Source organism: Paenibacillus glycanilyticus, assembly GCF_030161375.1.
Lineage (GTDB): Bacteria > Bacillota > Bacilli > Paenibacillales > Paenibacillaceae > Pristimantibacillus > Pristimantibacillus glycanilyticus_B.
Window position 1 is genome coordinate 572998 of record NZ_BSSQ01000001.1, and the last position, 17894, is coordinate 590891.

Annotated in this window: 15 protein-coding genes; 1 reads left to right on the top strand and 14 read right to left on the bottom strand. The window is 50.7% G+C overall.

The features are described from left to right. The first annotated feature begins 77 nt into the window (after positions 1-77). Complete coding sequence (locus tag QQK89_RS02380) at positions 78-962, top strand: DMT family transporter (RefSeq protein ID WP_284236812.1); 885 nt, start codon at positions 78-80, stop codon at positions 960-962. Positions 963-1037: 75 nt separating this feature from the next. Here QQK89_RS02380 and QQK89_RS02385 read toward each other — a convergent pair whose 3' ends face one another. The 14 genes from QQK89_RS02385 to QQK89_RS02450 form a co-directional block, all read right to left on the bottom strand. Then, positions 1038-2171, bottom strand: coding sequence for a bifunctional cystathionine gamma-lyase/homocysteine desulfhydrase (locus QQK89_RS02385; protein WP_284236814.1), 1134 nt, complete (start codon positions 2169-2171; stop codon positions 1038-1040). Positions 2172-2187: 16 nt separating this feature from the next. Then, complete coding sequence (locus tag QQK89_RS02390; protein WP_284236815.1) at positions 2188-3105, bottom strand: PLP-dependent cysteine synthase family protein; 918 nt, start codon at positions 3103-3105, stop codon at positions 2188-2190. A gap of 43 nt (positions 3106-3148) precedes the next feature. Then, entirely contained in the window at positions 3149-3790 is a 642-nt protein-coding gene (locus QQK89_RS02395) for a class I SAM-dependent DNA methyltransferase (RefSeq protein WP_284236816.1), read from the bottom strand. An 89-nt stretch (positions 3791-3879) separates the two neighbouring features. Next, positions 3880-4878, bottom strand: a complete 999-nt coding sequence (locus QQK89_RS02400; RefSeq protein ID WP_284236817.1) for a glycerophosphodiester phosphodiesterase family protein — start codon at positions 4876-4878, stop codon at positions 3880-3882. 155 nt (positions 4879-5033) lie between these two features. After that, positions 5034-5900, bottom strand: coding sequence for an aldo/keto reductase (locus QQK89_RS02405; RefSeq protein WP_284236818.1), 867 nt, complete (start codon positions 5898-5900; stop codon positions 5034-5036). A gap of 138 nt (positions 5901-6038) precedes the next feature. Further along, positions 6039-6716 carry a hypothetical protein gene (locus QQK89_RS02410; protein ID WP_284236819.1) on the bottom strand — a complete coding sequence of 226 codons (678 nt, stop codon included), beginning with the start codon at positions 6714-6716 and terminating at the stop codon, positions 6039-6041. Positions 6717-6885: 169 nt separating this feature from the next. After that, positions 6886-7944, bottom strand: a complete 1059-nt coding sequence (locus tag QQK89_RS02415; RefSeq protein ID WP_284236820.1) for an S-layer homology domain-containing protein — start codon at positions 7942-7944, stop codon at positions 6886-6888. A gap of 65 nt (positions 7945-8009) precedes the next feature. Then, positions 8010-12527, bottom strand: a complete 4518-nt coding sequence (locus tag QQK89_RS02420; protein WP_284236821.1) for a glycoside hydrolase family 3 C-terminal domain-containing protein — start codon at positions 12525-12527, stop codon at positions 8010-8012. Positions 12528-12728: 201 nt separating this feature from the next. Then, complete coding sequence (locus QQK89_RS02425; protein ID WP_284236822.1) at positions 12729-13934, bottom strand: MFS transporter; 1206 nt, start codon at positions 13932-13934, stop codon at positions 12729-12731. 72 nt (positions 13935-14006) lie between these two features. Then, the gene (locus QQK89_RS02430; protein WP_284236823.1) at positions 14007-14606 is read right to left on the bottom strand and encodes a TetR/AcrR family transcriptional regulator; all 600 of its coding nucleotides are present in this window, start codon (positions 14604-14606) and stop codon (positions 14007-14009) included. A 122-nt stretch (positions 14607-14728) separates the two neighbouring features. Continuing rightward, positions 14729-15439, bottom strand: coding sequence for a hypothetical protein (locus tag QQK89_RS02435; protein WP_284236824.1), 711 nt, complete (start codon positions 15437-15439; stop codon positions 14729-14731). A gap of 27 nt (positions 15440-15466) precedes the next feature. Then, positions 15467-15787 carry a hypothetical protein gene (locus QQK89_RS02440; protein ID WP_284236825.1) on the bottom strand — a complete coding sequence of 107 codons (321 nt, stop codon included), beginning with the start codon at positions 15785-15787 and terminating at the stop codon, positions 15467-15469. Positions 15788-15803: 16 nt separating this feature from the next. Then, positions 15804-16406, bottom strand: coding sequence for a hypothetical protein (locus QQK89_RS02445; protein WP_284236826.1), 603 nt, complete (start codon positions 16404-16406; stop codon positions 15804-15806). A gap of 404 nt (positions 16407-16810) precedes the next feature. Further along, positions 16811-17755 carry a glycoside hydrolase family 43 protein gene (locus tag QQK89_RS02450; RefSeq protein ID WP_284236827.1) on the bottom strand — a complete coding sequence of 315 codons (945 nt, stop codon included), beginning with the start codon at positions 17753-17755 and terminating at the stop codon, positions 16811-16813. Positions 17756-17894: the final 139 nt, after the last annotated feature.

Below are 17894 nucleotides of genomic sequence, written 5' to 3' on the forward strand. Positions count from 1 at the left end.
GATAAAGATTCATTTTCATCATGTTTAAATTTAGTGTATCATTCGGATTAAGCTTCACACAAGGAGAGATTCGTTACATGACAGAGAGATCGTTATCGCGTAAGCAAACCATATTCTATTTGGCCTTCCTCATCTTGATGTGGGGAATTAACTGGCCTTTATCCAAGTACGCGCTCAAGTTTACGCCGCCGCTTCTGTTTGCCGGACTTCGCACCTTAATCGGAGGAGCGCTGCTTATTATGATCGCGCTGCCGCGATGGAAGCAGCTTCGGCTACGGGAAACTTGGCTGTATTATGTGCTGTCCGCATTCTTAAGCATTGTATTCTACTACGGCTTCCAAACCGTTGGGCTCCAATACATGCCAGCAGGCCTATTCTCTGCGATCGTATTCCTACAGCCCGTCCTTCTTGGACTGTTCGCTTGGATGTGGCTGGGAGAGAGAATGTATACGCGCAAAATGGTCGGCCTGCTGCTCGGCTTCGCCGGAGTAGCCGTGATGAGCCTCGGCGGATTGGAGGGAGGCATCTCGGTACTCGGCATTCTGCTTGCCTTGGGATCTGCGCTAAGCTGGGCCTTTGGCACGGTCTATATTAAACGGCAGGCTGCCAAGGTCGATTCGCTATGGATGACCGCCATGCAGATCATGATTGGAGGGATCATCATGACGGCTTACGGCTCGACTGTCGAGAGCTGGTCAACAGTGCACTGGACGGCGGCTTTCTTGTACGACACGCTGTTCATCTCCGTGTTCGTCATTGCGTTTGGTTGGCTCGTCTATTTCAAGCTGATCGGTTCCGGCGAGGCATCGAAGGTCGGCTCGTACACGTTTCTCATCCCGGTTGTCTCCATCATTTGCAGCATTTTGTTCCTGAATGAACATTTGACGATAAACCTTACGGCGGGCATGGCGCTTATCGTTGCCAGCATATTGCTTGTAAACGCAAGGCGAAGACATGTCTAACAGGATTTAATCGCAAAAGTCGATCTGTCGAGCCAGAAAAAAAAGCTGCCGGAAATTGTCCCGGCAGCTTCATTATTATTCCAAGCTTTGAGCTAGGTCGGCGATGAGATCTTCGCGGTCCTCGATGCCTACCGAGATGCGGATGAGGCCGTCCGTTATGCCAAGCAGCTCCCTTCGTTCCTTCGGGATGGACGCATGCGTCATCCGGGCCGGGACGGAGATGAGGCTCTCGACGGCGCCAAGGCTTTCCGCAAGGGTGAAATACTTCACCTTGCGCAGCACCTCGGCCGCCCGCTCCGCGCTGCCGACATCGAAGGAAATCATCCCGCCGAAACCTAACGCCTGCCGCTTCGCAAGCTCATGCTGCGGATGGTCCGATAGGCCGGGATAATAGACTTTCCCGACTGCCGGGTGTCCGGCAAGAAATCCCGCAATCTCGCGGGCATTGGCTTCATGCGCTTCCATACGAAGTCCCAATGTTTTCATGCCGCGAATCAGCAGCCATGAATCATGCGGACCAAGCACGCCGCCAACGGCATTCTGAATATAATGCAGCTCTTCGCCCAGCTTCTCGTCCGCCGTAACGACCAGCCCCGCCACTACGTCACTGTGTCCGCCCAAGTATTTCGTTGCCGAATGGACAACGACATCTGCGCCAAGCGCCAGAGGCGTCTGCCAATACGGCGTGCCAAAGGTGTTGTCTACAATAAACAACAATCCATGCTTTTTCGTCCAAGCCGACACTGCGGCAATATCCGTCAACTTGAGCAACGGATTCGTTGGCGTCTCGACGAGTAACGCTTTGGTATTCGGCCGCACGGCCCGGCCAAGCGCTTCCAAGTCTGCCGTATCCACAAAGTCCGCCTCAATGCCAAGCCGCGCAAGCACCCTGGTTACAATCCGGAACGTTCCGCCATAAACATCGTCGGTAACAAGCAGGTGGTCGCCGCTATCCAGCCGGGACAACACCGTATGAATAGCCGCCATTCCGGAGCTGAACGCAAGGCCGCGCGCGCCTCCTTCCAGCTCTTTGATGAGCTCCTCAAGAGCATGCCTAGTAGGGTTGCCCGTGCGGGAATATTCATAGCCGCGGTGCACGCCAACATCGTCTTGCTTATACGTGCTGGTCTGATAGATCGGAACGCTGACCGCGCCGGTGTGCGGATCAACCGGCATACCGCCGTGTATCAGCTTCGTTAATCGCTTCATCGACATAGCCGCCTCCCTAGTTCCCGTAAATCCGTTTGCTAAGATAACGTTCGCTTCCGTCCGGGAATATCGTCACGATATGGCTACCGTACGGGGCGTGCTCCGCTTCCCTAAGCGAAGCTTCAAGGGCAGCGCCGGAAGAACTGCCGACCAGCAGCCCCTCCAGCCTTGCCAGCTCATTCACGCGGGCAAACGCGATATCATCGGTAATCGTATGAATGGCATCGAAATAAGAAGGATCCATAAACGGAGCGAGCTTTTCCACGCCAATCCCCTCCGTCCGGTGCGGCCCGGACTTGCCGCCTGCCAGAGTCGAGCCCTCCGGCTCAACGATAGCGGTTTTTACAGCGGGGTTCCGCTCCTTCAAATACCGCGCAGTCCCCATAAACGTACCGCCCGTGCCTGCACCCGCAACAAAAATATCCACTTTGCCGCCCATCTCCTGCCACAGCTCCGGACCAAGCGTATCATAATAGGTAAGCGGGTTGGCCGGATTGGAGAACTGCGCCGGCGAATACGCTCCCGGAATAGACATGACCAGCTCCTCGGCTTTCCGAATCGCGCCGGTCATCCCTTCTTCCGTTGGCGTATTGACGACTTCCGCTCCAAGCGCGCGCATGAGCGTCTGCTTCTCGATGCTGAACTTTTCCGGTACAACAAATATAACTTTATATCCCGTGCCAACCGCGGCAAGAGCGAGACCAATTCCCGTATTGCCTGCCGTTGGTTCGATAATGGTTCCGCCGGGTTTCAGTTCGCCCCGCTCCGCCGCGTCGCGCAGAAGCGCCATGCCAAGGCGATCCTTCACGCTTCCCCCGGGATTCATTAGCTCCAGCTTGGCGAATAACCGGACACCGTCAGGCAACGAAAAGCGCGTTAATTCAACGATCGGCGTATTCCCGATCAGCTCGCGTACATTACGATAAACAGCCATGCTAATCTCTCTCCTCTGCTGTTCCCGTCTAAAGTGCAATGATCTAGGCCAGCTTGACTGCCTCCAGCAGCCAGACATAACGGTTGAGACGAGTGAAGCCGACCGAAAAACCTTGCTCCGTAAACAGCTTATTCAAAATCTCGAGAGACGTATAATACTCCGTGCGCAAATCCCGATAAAGATTTAAATATCCTGCGTCCAACGCGGATTGTTCAATCTCTTGCCGTTCCTCCGCGCTTGCAAAGGAGGTATCCGCAAACACGACGCGGCCGCCGGGAGCAAGCAGCCCGCTGTACAGAGCAGCCGCTTTTGTTTTCTCCTCATCGGTCAAATGGTGAAAAGCATACGTGCTGACGATCGCATCAATTGGCCCTTGCAGCTCCGGAAATTCCAAAAAGTCGCCGTCCAGCACCTCAACCGCCAACCCCCGTTTCAATACTTCGCGGCGCATGCCCTCCGACGGCTCAATTCCGTACACTTTATTGCTTCGTTTCAGCAGCTTCTCCGTCAGATTGCCCGTGCCTACTCCAAACTCAACAACCGTGCCGCTAACCCTCTCCGCTACCGCTTCAAGGATGCGGTCGTACCCCGCAAATGCTTCCCGATATTCCACATCATCCCCGGCAACCGTACGATCATAAGATTCCGACCATTCGTCAAACAGCGCCGTAAACTCTCTGCCCATCTGTACGTATGCTCCTCCCATGCTGCCACAATGTGTTGCTTCTATCAGCATATGTAGCCGGGCTCAACTTGTTCTTATTTCCAAGCTTGTTAATCGGAATTGTTCTGCCGGTTATACAAGGGTGCAATCCGGTCAATTCGATTCGTCCAAATAACGCCGGAATAACCTTTAGGCAAACGTTCCAGATCTTCCTTCGAATCAAACCCGCTGGAAAACTCGCTGCCGTCTCCGCCAACAAGAACGACCAGGTTATCGGCTTGCTCCATGCGCTCCATAAATTTGTCCGGCCAGCCCCACAAGAACGGAGCAATCTTCTCGGGAATATGAATTTCCGTATGTTTGCATGCTGCCGGCATATAACCCGACCATCCGGCCGCTATATAAGGAATGAGGCATTTTTTCATGGTTGCCTTCGACATGACCCTCATGTCCGGCAGGGCTTCCTTTAAGGCCGCAATCGGTTCATCCCCGCCATAAACGGCGAGCTTATTTCTGCGTTCCTCCGGTAACTGGGACAAGAAACTCGCGAGCAGCTTACCTTCCTCGGGATCATTGCTTTTTACGTCAATAAGCAGAGAGTGATCCGGGAAATAATCGAGCACCTCCGTCAAAGACGGCATGAGTCCAACGCCCTTTCCTCGGAACGGATAGCTGTTCCCCCCGTCAGCCGTATAGCCGTAGCCAATATCGAGCTGCTTCAATTGTTCCATTGTATAATCCCGGGTAACCCCTTTGCCGTTTGTGCGGCAGTCCAGTGTCCAGTCGTGAAATACGGCAAACTGGTCGTCCTTCGTTAGATGTACGTCAAATTCGACGATATCCGCTCCCGACTCGAATGCCGCTTCCATGGAAGCTATCGTATTTTCTAAATACGAATGCTCCGGCTCATAAATCCGCTCCGCCGTACAAGTATCATTCTGAATGCCCGCCATCGAAAAGGTCTGCGCCAGTCCGCGATGGGCCAGCAGGGTTGGCTCTTCTCCAAGCGGTTTTGCGAAATAAGAGGTATTGTTCAAAAAAAGAAGGACAATGATGAGCGTTATCCCTATGAATGCTTTGCTCTTTATAATCTTTCTTATGCGATTCACCAGACCCGCCTTCTTCCACACGTAGTTGTAGCCATTGTGCCAATTCGGCAACTCCATTACAATGATGGCCCGGTTATATTTGAATGACTTAGACTTTATAAAATAGAAAAACCGCTCCATTATGGGGCGGTTTCGTTCTCAGGATTATATAGCTATTATGCCGTAATTTGAGCAGCGATGCCGTTTAATTCGGCTACGTCTTCGTCAGATAGCTTCAAGTTGGATGCACCGGCGCAGTTAATGATGTTCACCGCTTTGCTGGCGCCTGGAATCGGAAGAATGACTGGCGACAATTGAAGCAGCCATGCAAGCGCAATCTGTTGCGGCGACGCGTCATAATTTTTGGCGATCCGCGAAAGGTTCTCGTTGCTGCCGATGCCCTGCGCGTTACCCATGCCGTTGAGAGGGCTATACGGGAGGAAAGCAATGCCAAGCTCTTCGCAGCGCTTCAGCACGGCCATGGACGAATGGTCAAACAAATTCATGCGGTTTTGAACGGAAGCGACCGTTACAATCTCGCAGGCTTCTTCTAGCTGCGCAAGGGAAACGTTGGACAGCCCGACGTGAACGATCTTTCCTTCCCGCTGCAATTCCGCGATTGCTCCCACGGATTCCGCAAACGGCACCTTAGGATCCGGACGGTGGTGTTGATAGAGCGTGATGGCTTCTACGCCTAGCGCAAGCAAGCTGTCCTCGCACGCTTGACGCAAGTGTTCGGGACGGCCATCGTTTTCCCAACGTCCATCCGGACGAATGGAACCGCCTTTTGTCGCGATGAGCACTTCGGGACGATTATGTAAAGCTTTGGCCAGCAGACGTTCGTTATGGCCTTTTTCCGTCGAATCCAGGCAATAGGAATCGGCCGTATCGAACAGGGTAATGCCTTGCTCCAATGCGGCATGCACCGTTCTGATGCCATCTTCCTCCGAAGGTCGTCCATTAACGGACAGCGGCATGCCGCCCATTCCGATTTCTCCCACGATGATTCCCGTCGAACCTAGCTTGCGTTGTGCCATTGTCATAATACAACCTCCTTATGAATCTTCCAATAACAGGAACGAAATAATCAGTGTTAGTATACCAGTTCACCTTTTTCGCCAATAGTACTGAAAAAAAGTTCATCTACTTACTTTGATGTTAGTAGGTTCGCCCGGAGCCTCTTAATACTCTAATAGTTCCTTAACAGCATCCTGAATTTTTGCGGGAATCTTCGTATTCAGATCCTTTCCGTACATGAATAACAGCAAGAATGAATCCATGTTGTAATTTTTATATCTCATCCCGTCTTCCATTTGGAATTCAGCCCATCCTTTTTGTTGCTCTTCTTCCGAAGCAAATTGATAAATGACTAACTCTTCGCCATTGACGGCATATACCTGCGGCTTAATGCCTCTAATCAGCTCTAGTGTCTCGCCTTCTCTTTTGGTTACAGTAAGACCTTGTTTTTCTAGCGCGCTAATAATCTCATCTACGGAAGAAACCGCTTCTCGGGATAACAACACGACTTCCTTAGCGGTAAAAGCCCTATTTTTCTTCAGATTGATTGGCTTCACAGGCCTAACTCTAACTTCGTTGCCGTTCGAGAAATCCTTCAATTGAAGAGTGGCGCCTTGTTCGTCCTTCAGCACCGTATTCGAATCTATTCTAACGTCACATAAATAACCAATGCCATCCACATTATTCTTCCCTTTATTAATTGCATCAGAGCAATTTAACGTCATTTCGTTATTTTGAATAGAGTCGATAGTATCCTCGAGAGAGTTCGTTTTTTGCCAGCTGCAACCTGCTAAAGACAAGGAAACAACTAACGTTGCGATTGATAACGCGTAACGATTCATAAGCTCCCCCCTTATAAATAAAACCAACATCTAGTTTCCTAATACTTACAAAATATAGACGTGTAATTTCGGAGTATGTTGCGCCAAAACTGCCATCTGCCTTAATAACAAATAAGCCAACACCGGTATTAACCGGCATCGGCTCAGTCGCAAATATAAGGTTTGTATATCAACTATGCTCGTTCTTGTAGTCCACCATCCGCAAAATAATCGTTACCGCTTCCGCCCGGTTAGCCGAATCGGAAGGAACGAATTGATTGCCTCCGCGGCCGTTTACTAGACCGGATTTGACGGCTGCGGCTACGGCGTCCTTCGCCCAGGACGGAATGCTGTTTGCATCCGTGAACGTGAGCTGGCTCGCCTGCGTTGTATCGAGCTTTAGCGCGCGTACGATTATGACGGTCATCTCTGCCCGCGTAATCGGGAGATCCGGACGGAAAGTACCGTCCGCAAAACCTTTGACCCAGCCCGCGGCAACCCCGCTTGCAATAGAAGGCTTCGCCCAGCTGCCGATCTTATCGTTATCTTTGAAGCCCGTATCCGAGCTTGCCGCCGCGGCAGGTACATCCAAAGCACGCGCAAGCATCGTAACGAATTCTGCCCGCGTAACCTGTTTCAGAGGTTTAAACGTTCCATCCGGATAGCCGGTCACAAAGCCCAATTGCGCAGCTCTTGTTATCGCGTCTTTTGCCCAGAAGCTTGCCGCGACATCCGTAAACGCTTTGTTTTCATTCAGAACGCTGACCTGCAGCGATTTATTTGGCGCTACCTTCTCTGAATTCAAGTCCGAGCGAACAAGCTTGACCGACTCGATGGTGACGGAAGCTTTGCCTGCCGCCAAGCCGCTAAACGTAAAGCTGGCCAGCGATGCCGCCCCTCCCGATCCTTTTGCGGAGCCAACCTTCGTGTAGGCAAACGTCACTTTGTTGCCGGATTTAATCGGGGAAATCGCAAAGCCGTTTTGTTCCGTGCTATTCCCCTTAGGAAGCAGATTGGCCGCAGATTGAAAAGACAGCTTGCCCGCATCGTAAGACAATACAATCTCGTACCCGTACACATCCGACAATTCCTTGCCCTTAACCGTTACGGTATACGCCTTATTCACGTTAACGCTTGTCTGACCGGCGCTTATTTCAAAAGAAGCCGCAGCAGCAGATACCAGCCCTGCCGGCAAGCCGGCGAGTAATATAGTAAAGACCATCGCCCCAAGCAACCATTGTCGCAGCATCGCTGTTCCCCCCATAAAAGCAGGAGAAGGGACTCCCCTCCTCCTGCTTCCTCTAAATTTGGTTATTAAGCTTGCAGAATTTTTTGAGCGATAACGACGAGATCGGAAATATCAATAACGCCGTCATTGTTAAGGTCCATCCGTTTGACAGAGTTCCAATCTGCCGATTGCGAAGTTTTGCCGTAATTCACGGATACTTGAGCAAGGTCAAGGACGCTGATTCGGTTGTCGCCGTTCACGTCTCCAACAACTTGCGTAATCGCAAGCTGCTTGAACGCTTGAAGCGCCGAACCAAGCGCTGCCACGGCATCTTGTACCTGCTGCTCGGTAGGAGTTCCGGCAGCAATTGCAGCTGCAGTATCAATGGCTTGTTGCAGAGCGGCTTTCGAGCCCGCAGGATATTGGCCAACAGCCGAACCTTCAACGGCCGCATCGTGGAACGCTTGCGCTTCCGTGATGATATCAAGCAGAGCTTGCGTATTCACGTACAGAATTTGAACGCTTAACGCATCGCCCGCTTCAGCCGTAATCTCGGTCTCGGCATCGGAGAATACCGCGCTGGAGACAGCAATTGAAGCCGTCCTGTTACCCGTTACCTGCTTCGCCTTCATGTTCAGCTTGATCACGTTGCCGTCTGCCGAGACGGCGTGATCAGCTCCTTCGCTGACGAGCAATATTCGAACTTTACCCGGTTCATCCGTATCGGTACCCACAACGCTGACTCCTTCAACGAGTGATTCCGCATCCAGGAATTCCACGCTGCCCGCATCATAGCTAATCTCAATATCCTGTGCAAGCAATGGCACGGATACATGGCTTAAACCTACGGTAAGACTGAACGGAGCATTGGAATACACCTGACTTGCGCCCGTAATCGTTGCCGTGAGGACACCCGCATTATGAACGGCCAAGGTGTTCGTTACCGATACAACCGTATCGTTCGCATCGGTTACCGTAATCGTAACCGTGTACGGAGAACCCGTATTTGTCCCTTCAGCAGGCGTACCGGTAATTCTGCCCGTAGCCGGGTCAAAGGTCAGGCCGTCCGGAAGACCGGTTACGCTCCAGGCATACGGTTCGGTTCCGCCAATTGCGCTTAGACTCAGCTGTTGATCATACGCGGTTCCTACCTCCGCTCCCTGAAGTACCGCGCCCAAAGCCGGAGTACTGATCGTCAGTTCATTCTCGGTTACTTGTATGCTGTCGATTCGGATATCCGGAGAATCAAACGTTACATACACCGTGTGCAAACCGGCTGGAGCTTTGGCGATATCCGCCTCCACTTCCGTGAAGCCAAGCTCTTGGACCGTCTGGTCTGCCGCCGTTGGCATCGTATAGGTCGAGACGGAAGTTACCGGAACCTCGATGGATGCAAAAGGAGCATTGCCCGGCGAATCGGCATGAAGCGTAATATGTCCGCCGATTCCGTTACTTGCCACGTTTGCGACAAGCTTTTTCGCGCCGGTAAAGTCCGCTTTAGGCAGAGCAACCCAGGCGCCTTGTTTTTTCGAATTCACCGTGTAATATTCGCCGGCGACTTTGTCTTCTCTCAAGCTTTCTACCGTCCGCGCTTTGGAAGCTTCCGAATACACGACATTGCTGGAAGCATAAGCGTGATCAAACACGTTAAACTTGTTTACGGCCGATAGGGAAGCGAGTTGACTTCCTCCGATCGTCATATTGGCCGTAAAGCGGATATCGTCCGACGAGTGGCCGACCATCAAGGAATACGAGCCGTCTTCTACGATATAATCGCCTTTGTTCACATCCCAGATCGCGAGATCTTTTGGATCAACGGTCAAGGAAACAACCTTATGCTCGCCTGCGGTAAGCGATACTTTCTCGTAACCGACAAGCTTCTTCTCCGGCGTCTCGGTGCCATATGCGGAACCGTTCTTCCTAGCGTACAGCTGTACGATTTCGGAAGTTGTAAGGCTGCCTTCGTTCGTAACCTCAACCGATACTTGGAACGGCGATGTGCTGCTTGACGAAGATGGCGTTACAAAATCCTTGTAAGTAAAGTCGGCATAGCCAAGTCCGTATCCAAACGGATAAGTAACGGGCGCCGATGTGTACATATAAGTCAATTTCGTCTCCACCGGATCCGCATTGGTCATATCCACCGTATAACGCGGGTCAATCTGGCTGAAGGTTGTTGTACTGCCTTCCGGAATCGCGTATTTGTCGATCGCAGGCAACGCGGACATATCCGCATACCAGGTGGAAGTCAGTCGTCCGGTTGGAGCGTAGTCGCCATACAGCACGTCAGTAAGGCCTTGCGCGTCAAATTCGCCGGAGTAAGGCTGTTCGACGATAGCCGAAACGTTAGGATCGTTCTGGATTGCTTCCATAATGACAGGAGAGCTGGCGAGCAGAACAACGATTGTTTTTTTGTTTTTCGCCGCGAAAGCCGCGGCAACGTTTTTCACCAGCTTGTAGTCGTTTGCGCCAAGATACAGGTCCGCGCGGTCATTGCCCTCTGCCGCGCTGTTGCTTGGATGCGCGCCGATAAAGACAAGGGCGTAATCCTGCGTTCCTGCCATAGCCGCTGCATCCGCGCCCGCTTCTTTCACCGTCGTTTTCTCGTATTTGGCCTCATCGCCGCGCGTATTGAAATTCGAGAGCGTGCCAATCGCGGAAGCTGCCGTTGCCACCTTGCCGTCAGCCGCAGTCGTAACGTATCTGCCGCTGTAAGCGCCGGTCTGGAACGTTAATCCGCCGGAAATCATCGAGACGGTATTGTCGGAATTGCTCTCGATACGGAGTTTGGCCGGAATCGTGCTGTTATTGCCGGTCGACGTCAGGTTCGACCAATCCGATCCCGTCAGCAGGAGGCTTGCCGTTGCCGTATTGCCTACCGCTGCGCTATTTGTAGTTGGTGCCGTTACCCAGCGGCTGTTTTCCTTCGACAGAAGGCTTGTCGCCTGTTGGCCCCAATCGTACACTTCGAACTGTTGAGCGTTGCCAAACGTATTGTCCGCAGTCGTATAATCGGCTGTTAATTGAGCCCCTGCCGCCGTTCCGGCAGTCAAATATTTGCCGTTAGCCTTCGACTTCAGCGCAATCACTTCGCCGCCTGTAGCAAACTGCACTTTGGACGCGCCAATCGTATTCAGGATCGTAAATAATGGCGTTTTGCCGGCAGCCGGAAGGCTTGGCGTGCTTGCCGAATATTGGGCTTTCATGCGCATATCCGCATAAGCCCCGATAACGGCTGCTTTTTTCGACTTGTCGAGCGGAAGCGCGCCGTCCGTATTTTTCAGCAGAACAACCGTTTCTCTTGCAGCTTGCTGAGCTACCTCTTGGTGAGCCGTTGTGCTGAAGCTCGTAAGATTCGCGGATACATCCTTCGCTTGGCTCGCGAACGGATAATATTTCGGAATGCCGTTACTATCCGCTTCGTTGAAGATACCCGCGCGGACAAGCTGGTTCACAAGCGGTCTTCCCGCATCTTGAACGTCTTTCAGCGTAATGCCGTAAAGGCCTTCTTTGACCGCGTTAGCGAGAGTGACGACGTCGGTCTTATCCGTGCCGGATGCGCGAACCGATTCGGAATGGCCAAGCACCATAAGGGCAAGCGCATGTTTCCGGTCCAAGGTATAGCGCGCATCATACCCGTTGCTGAAGCTTGCGTTATACAAATGCTGCTCCCCGTTGAAATCCGGCGAAGAGTACATGCCGTAACGCGCCATGTTGTCGCCTAAGATCATATAAGGAGAAATAATGTTCGGAATGCCGTTCGTACGGCCGAAGGAAGTCATGATGCCGGATACCGACCCCGATTCCAGCCCTTTGAAGGCGGATGGCGTCTGGTATTCGTAGATGGCCCTAGCCCCTGCCGACGTGCTGGAGGACTGGCGGAACCACTCCGCGTTATACATCGAGAAATGTTTCGTTCCGACAATCGCCCGGATCCAGAAGCCGTCATCGCTCTCACTTTGATCCGTGCCGGACAGCCCGGCTGCCATATTGTCGATCATCGTTGCCGACAGGTAAGGGTCTTCCCCGTAACCTTCGGGGAAACGTCCGTTCAGCGGGTTGATCCGCATATCCGACAAGGCGGTGAAGGCGATCAACCTGGAAGTATTGGAACCGTTATGAATGTTGGCCGTCCCTTGCTTGACGTTGTTTTGGCTGATTTTCTCGCTTCCCATTACTTGCCCGACTTGCGTTAAGAGCTCTTTGTTCCAGGTCTGTCCGAGACCTACGAGAGCCGGAAAATCGGTTGATACGCCATAAACGTTATCCGCCGCCGAAATCCCCCCCGGCACCGTTTTGCCTTTAATCGGATTATCATCCATCACAAACGTGTAGTTGTCCCGGATGCCCGTTGCATACAAAGCGGCCCCTTCCAGTCCGACATAGTTGAAATACGTGTCCACGTAAGCATTCAAGTGGGAAGGCACTCCGTCAAACAAAGGCATCCCGTCAAAAATACCGCCCGCTTGCGTATTGAACGTAATCGCGTCTGCCGAGACTTTGCCCGGAACCGCCTGTAAAACGCCGCTAAACACCAGTGTACCGGTTAGCAGCAACGAAGCCGCTTTTCTTCTTTTTAACCCCTTCGACCTTGTACCGGTCATGCTGACACCATCCTATTCATCCCAAATTAACTGATTGTGACTGACCGGGGTGATTTGTCGACACCTTCAGTGTAAACGCTTACTTAAAAAGGGATAAGCGCCGCTTTTTTTAGGATAAGTTCCTATTTTTTTTGATAATGTCATTAAATTAAAAAAGCCGACGCCGGTTAAAAAAAACCGACATCAGCTTTATGGTTACGACTATGTTCGAGCGCCCTGCAGGCTTCGCTTCCTGTCGCTTAACGTCAAAGCGAAGCAGAGAAGCAATACCAGGCAGGCCAGCGCGTAGGGATAATTAATATCGACGTCAAACAAGAAACCGGCGATAATCGGGCCGGCGATGTTGCCCAGACTGGTGAAGGCCGAGTTCAGACCCGCGACATAACCTTGCTGATCCTTTGCGACCATCGACATTTGCGTGCTAATTGCCGGACGCAAAATATCAATCGCGAGGAAGATGATAAACGTCACGGCGAATACCATCCAGAATTTATGGACTAATAACGTGAGCACGATAAAGAGTCCCGCGAATAGCAGACAGGCCGCAATGACGTTCCGCTCGCCGAACGTTTTGAGAATCCAGCTGAAGATCGTAAGCTGAACGACCGCTCCCGCAATGGAGCCAAACGTAATAATAAAAGCGATGTCCTTCGGCTCATAGCCAAACTTGTAATCCACGAACAAGCCGAATACCGTTTCGAAATTCGCCAGTCCGAAGGACATGACGAACACGATGATCAAGCTGAGAAAGTACGGCTCCCGGTATGCGTAACGCAGCTGGGACAGCAGCCCTCTCTTCTCTTGAACGGCCGCCGGAGCGGCAGCCGGCCCTTCCTCCTGCGCTGGCGTAGACTCGGGAAGAATGAACAAATTAATAAGCGCTGCAATCAGTCCCGCTACGCCTGCGGCATAAAACGGCACCCGGATGCCAAATTCGGCGATGTAACCGCCGATGCCGGGACCAATGACAAAGCCGGTTGTAATAGCCGCATTAATAAGGCCCATTCCTTTGGCCCGTTCCCGTTTGGTCGTTATATCCGCCGCATAAGCCATAACGGCCGGCATGATCATCGCGGCGCTGATTCCTCCAAGCAATCTCGATACAAATAATAAAACGGATGATTCCGCGAATCCAAACAAAGCTTCGGACACGGCAAATACGACCATGCCGATTACGATCATCTTTTTCCGGCCGAACTTATCCGATAGCCTTCCGGCGAGCGGCGAACACAAAAGCTGCGTCAGCGAGAACGCTGCCACAAGCAGCCCGACAATTCCTCCGGTAATGCCAAGAGTGTCCATAAATTTCGGCATGATCGGGATAACGAGCCCAATCCCCGTGAACACTAGCAGCAAATTAAACATCAGGATGAGCAATGCTCCCCTGTTCTTGAGCAATAAATTCATGACATGATTCCCCCGATTCCCATGCTGTTACAATACTGAATATTCATTCTAGATTATTTCAGAAAAAAAGGCCTAGCGGGCCGGCGCGGCAATGCCATGCAAAAACACGTCCATTGCCAGCCGGTAAGCCGCCAGAGCATCATCTCGTTCCATTCTTCTCGTATGCTGATTCAGGCCATACATCAGACTGTCCAAAATAATCGCGAGCCCGGTGACATCCCTTGCTTCGAATTCACCGCTGTCGATGCCCCGCTGCAGCAAATTCCGGTTAAAGTCAATATAACCTTTTACCATCTCATTAATGCGCTCTTCGACATCCGAATTTTTCTCGGCGTTGTTAAAGAACTCGTCGACGGCTTTCGTAAGCGGATGGTTAAGCTGATCATCGGCCAGATGTTCCGCCATGCCGTACAGCTTATCAATCGTTGTTGCGTACAGTGGCTCTTTGGTCAGCCAAGTCTCTTCCCATTCCGTATTCCAGTCCTCAATCAGATGCAGGAACAGCCCTTCCTTGCTCTTGAAGTGATAATAGATGTTGCCGGCGCTGCATCCGGTCCCCTTCACGATATCGTCAATCGAAGTCGCCTTATAGCCCTTCTGCACAAACAAAGCCCGCGCAGCATCCGCTATTTTTCTCTTCGTCTGCTCGGTTTGAAGCTGTTTCTTGTTCATGCCTGACTCACCTCGGTTACTGAACGTTTATTCAGTATTGTAATCAATAATAATCGCAAAGGCAACTCCATCAACAAAAAAAAGCCTGGCACGGATTGCTCCATGCCAGGCTAAATGAATGATTACACCGCATTCTCGGGTGTACAGCAAATACAAACAAAATCGGTTACCTGTACGTAACCCGAGCAGAATCCGCCCTCCGGAAGGGGATCCACCGAGGATTCGCATCTCACCCAGATGCTGGCGTAATTATCGACGATGAGATGAATCTCCTGGTTCGTAAACGTTGGCGGCAGTTGAGGCGGCAATGGCCGTTCGATAACGGTGCCATCCATCGTGACTACAACCAAAACGGCTTGGCAAGGAGAGCCCCATGTTTGATTGCTTGCGGCCGTGATGACCACTCTCTCGGACGATGAGGAAGACTGGTTGTTGAATATAACATCGTTGTTACCGCAAGGAATCCAGAAATTCTCGTAACTTACGATCCTCTCAACACTGCAATTAGGTTGATTAATCGTTGTCATATTGCTGATAATCGTATTCGTGCTGGTGGTTAACGAATTATGAAGGTTCGAATTTAATTGGTTGATCGAATTGGTCAGGTTATTATTCAAATTGCTGGTAGTCGTATCTACTACGCTGGATAAGTTATTCAAATCATTGTTTAAGTTGCTATTGATTCCGATAAGCTGGCTGTTGATTGTATTGAGCAAGTTTACAACTTGATTGACGTTCGAACGCTTCACTCTCTTTTTTTTGCATATAATCGGTTTAACGCACTTAATAGGCTTAATCCGCTTTTTATGACAGCCGTTGCCCGTAACTTTCATACTCCCTGACACCTTGTTGCCACGCTCCTATCGTTTTTGTGATCCGCAGCCGCAGTCTATATGTTGATCAGAATCTTGTAGCATCGAATAAATAAATCGATAATGCGGATTCTTGTTAATCTCATCCCGAATAAACCTTTCCCTTACCTGATCGAGCGTTGGGGCATTGGGAGAATGAACTTTCTCTATGAAACGGCGGTACGACTCGCTTTTTTCCAGCATTAACGACTCGAAGGTTTGCAGCAATAACGCTTGATCGGCATTGTTTTGCACAAGAACCTTCAATTGCGGCAAATCAATACGGGACAATCGATTCAACAGGCTTAATCTCTGAAAATCGTTCATCATGGCTCCTCCGCTTCTACTAAGACGCCGCTACATTAGGAGTGCAGCAAATGCAGAAAAACTCTCTCACTTCGATAAAGCCGGCACAAACAGCGCCTTCCGGCACCTCGGCTCCCGACTCGCAGCGAATCGAAATACTTGCATAGTTATCGATCGTCAGATTGGTTTCGGCGCTCTCGGGAGGCAACGGTTGTTCGATCGTTGTGCCGTCCATCTGAATAATAACGAGAACAGCCGTGCACGGACTGCCGTATGGCATAAAACTTCCCGCGCGCACAATGACTTTTTCCGGAGTTGCCGCGGATAAATTCTCGAAGTACGTCTGGAAGGAACCGCAAAATACGGTAAAGTCCGTCCAGCGATCGATTCTTCTAACCTCGCAGGTCTGCGCGTTAATCGTATTCATGTTGCTGATGATCGTATTCGTATTTGTCGCAATCGTGTTTGATATATTGGCGTTATGGGCATTAATGGCATTCGTTACGTTGTTGTTTAAGTTGCTGTTGTCGTTTCTAATAACGGTGCTCAAATTATTAATATTGTTATTCAGGTTCGTGTTCAAGCCAACTAGTTGCTCATTAATCGTATTGAGTACGTTCACGAGCTGATTTGTAGCAGGCAAACATGCTTTGGCCTTATGTTTTACTACTTTGCAGCAACAGTTCTTTTTAGGTTTGAAACACTTTTTGCAGCATACCTTCACGGACATCCTCTAATGTCACACTCCTGTTAGCGCTTTTCGTTTAAACGATCGATCCACCGCAGCGGCAAATGTCATGGAATGGCATCTGGTAACCGCTAGCAGATGGCATATCTATCGTCTATTCTTAAAATATACAGAAATAGCATTTATGGATTGTACGAATAGAGGGGATTCAATAGCGGATTTTAGATGTTTAATAGATATGTAAAAAAAGAGCTATTCCCGACTTCCAAGATGTCGGGAACAGCTCTCTTTGAATTGAATTAATTTCTCCAATGTCTATTTTAAGGGGTGCACTTCAGGCTCCATGCCAGGCTTTTGCGTTATTCCAACGGCTTTCCCCAAACTTCCAACAACGCTTTATATTCGGCTACCGTTATGTTCAGGAAAGACCCGTGTCTCTTTTTCCTTACCCCTAGATCATACTCATCCGCATTCAGAATTCGAAACCGCCCGCTAGCGAGATCCTCGGCAATAATCGGCAGATAACCTTTCCCGGATGCGTATTGGTCAACCATTAGGCACCATTCGTCCCGGTCGTTGAATTTGAATATTTCCGGACCTTCTACGCCAAACAGATCATCGAGCACCGGCGACTGTAGCTCCTGGAAAGATTCTTGTGCCAACGAATGGCTGCGCTCTACCGTAATGCATTTCGTCGTTTCGTCTTTCGAATAGCGGAAATAGGTATCACCTGCACGGATAATCGTCGTATCAATCACGTGATTGCCGCGCTCGATATATTTTTCAGGCTTCGTGAAGGAGATAAAATCTTTGGTTCGGGAGCAATAAATAATCTGCTTAGGCTCGCGGTCTGCCTCCGTCGTCATGGAAGCCCAGAACATCAGCTGCTCGCCGGTTCCTTCATCGAAGATCGACTCCGGCGCCCAGACACAACCTGCTTCGGGCAGATCAATCTCAACGCTTCGTTCCTTCGACCAATTGACCAAATCCGAAGACTCCCAGACGATAATCGACCGACTGCCGCGGTGTTGCGCCACATCCCAACCTTTGCCGCTCGCAATCCGCAGATCCGTTGCTATGATATAAAACTTCTGTTCAATAGGACAACGGATGATAAAGGGATCTCTCACCCCTTGTTCCCCGATACCGGATACTAAGACAGGTTGTCCGCCGTTAAGGTCCGTATAGTGCAGTCCGTCGCGGCTGACCGAAAAATAAACCTGCTCCCCGTCCTCATGTTCCCCGGTGAAATGCACGAACAAATAAGCCTCGTAGGATTGATTTCTTCCTTGTTCTATTAACATGGGCTAGTCCTCCTTAAAAGAATTGCAGCATGCTATTTGCTGCAATTCTTACTTCGTAAGCATAAACCTAAAGAATTGCAGCATGCTTTTTGAATGCTCTTGCTCCAATTATCCGGTACAAGAGGCGGCTTGATAAGCC

Bases quoted from the DNA above. Each gene is read 5' to 3' on its own strand.
- QQK89_RS02415 (WP_284236820.1), bottom strand. From the start codon at position 7,944: ATGCTGCGACAATGGTTGCTTGGGGCGATGGTCTTTACTATATTACTC.
- QQK89_RS02380 (WP_284236812.1), top strand. From the start codon at position 78: ATGACAGAGAGATCGTTATCGCGTAAGCAAACCATATTCTATTTGGCC.
- QQK89_RS02440 (WP_284236825.1), bottom strand. From the start codon at position 15,787: ATGATGAACGATTTTCAGAGATTAAGCCTGTTGAATCGATTGTCCCGT.
- QQK89_RS02385 (WP_284236814.1), bottom strand. From the start codon at position 2,171: ATGAAGCGATTAACGAAGCTGATACACGGCGGTATGCCGGTTGATCCG.
- QQK89_RS02395 (WP_284236816.1), bottom strand. From the start codon at position 3,790: ATGGGCAGAGAGTTTACGGCGCTGTTTGACGAATGGTCGGAATCTTAT.
- QQK89_RS02435 (WP_284236824.1), bottom strand. From the start codon at position 15,439: ATGAAAGTTACGGGCAACGGCTGTCATAAAAAGCGGATTAAGCCTATT.
- QQK89_RS02420 (WP_284236821.1), bottom strand. From the start codon at position 12,527: ATGACCGGTACAAGGTCGAAGGGGTTAAAAAGAAGAAAAGCGGCTTCG.
- QQK89_RS02405 (WP_284236818.1), bottom strand. From the start codon at position 5,900: ATGACAATGGCACAACGCAAGCTAGGTTCGACGGGAATCATCGTGGGA.
- QQK89_RS02410 (WP_284236819.1), bottom strand. From the start codon at position 6,716: ATGAATCGTTACGCGTTATCAATCGCAACGTTAGTTGTTTCCTTGTCT.
- QQK89_RS02450 (WP_284236827.1), bottom strand. From the start codon at position 17,755: ATGTTAATAGAACAAGGAAGAAATCAATCCTACGAGGCTTATTTGTTC.
- QQK89_RS02390 (WP_284236815.1), bottom strand. From the start codon at position 3,105: ATGGCTGTTTATCGTAATGTACGCGAGCTGATCGGGAATACGCCGATC.
- QQK89_RS02425 (WP_284236822.1), bottom strand. From the start codon at position 13,934: ATGAATTTATTGCTCAAGAACAGGGGAGCATTGCTCATCCTGATGTTT.
- QQK89_RS02430 (WP_284236823.1), bottom strand. From the start codon at position 14,606: ATGAACAAGAAACAGCTTCAAACCGAGCAGACGAAGAGAAAAATAGCG.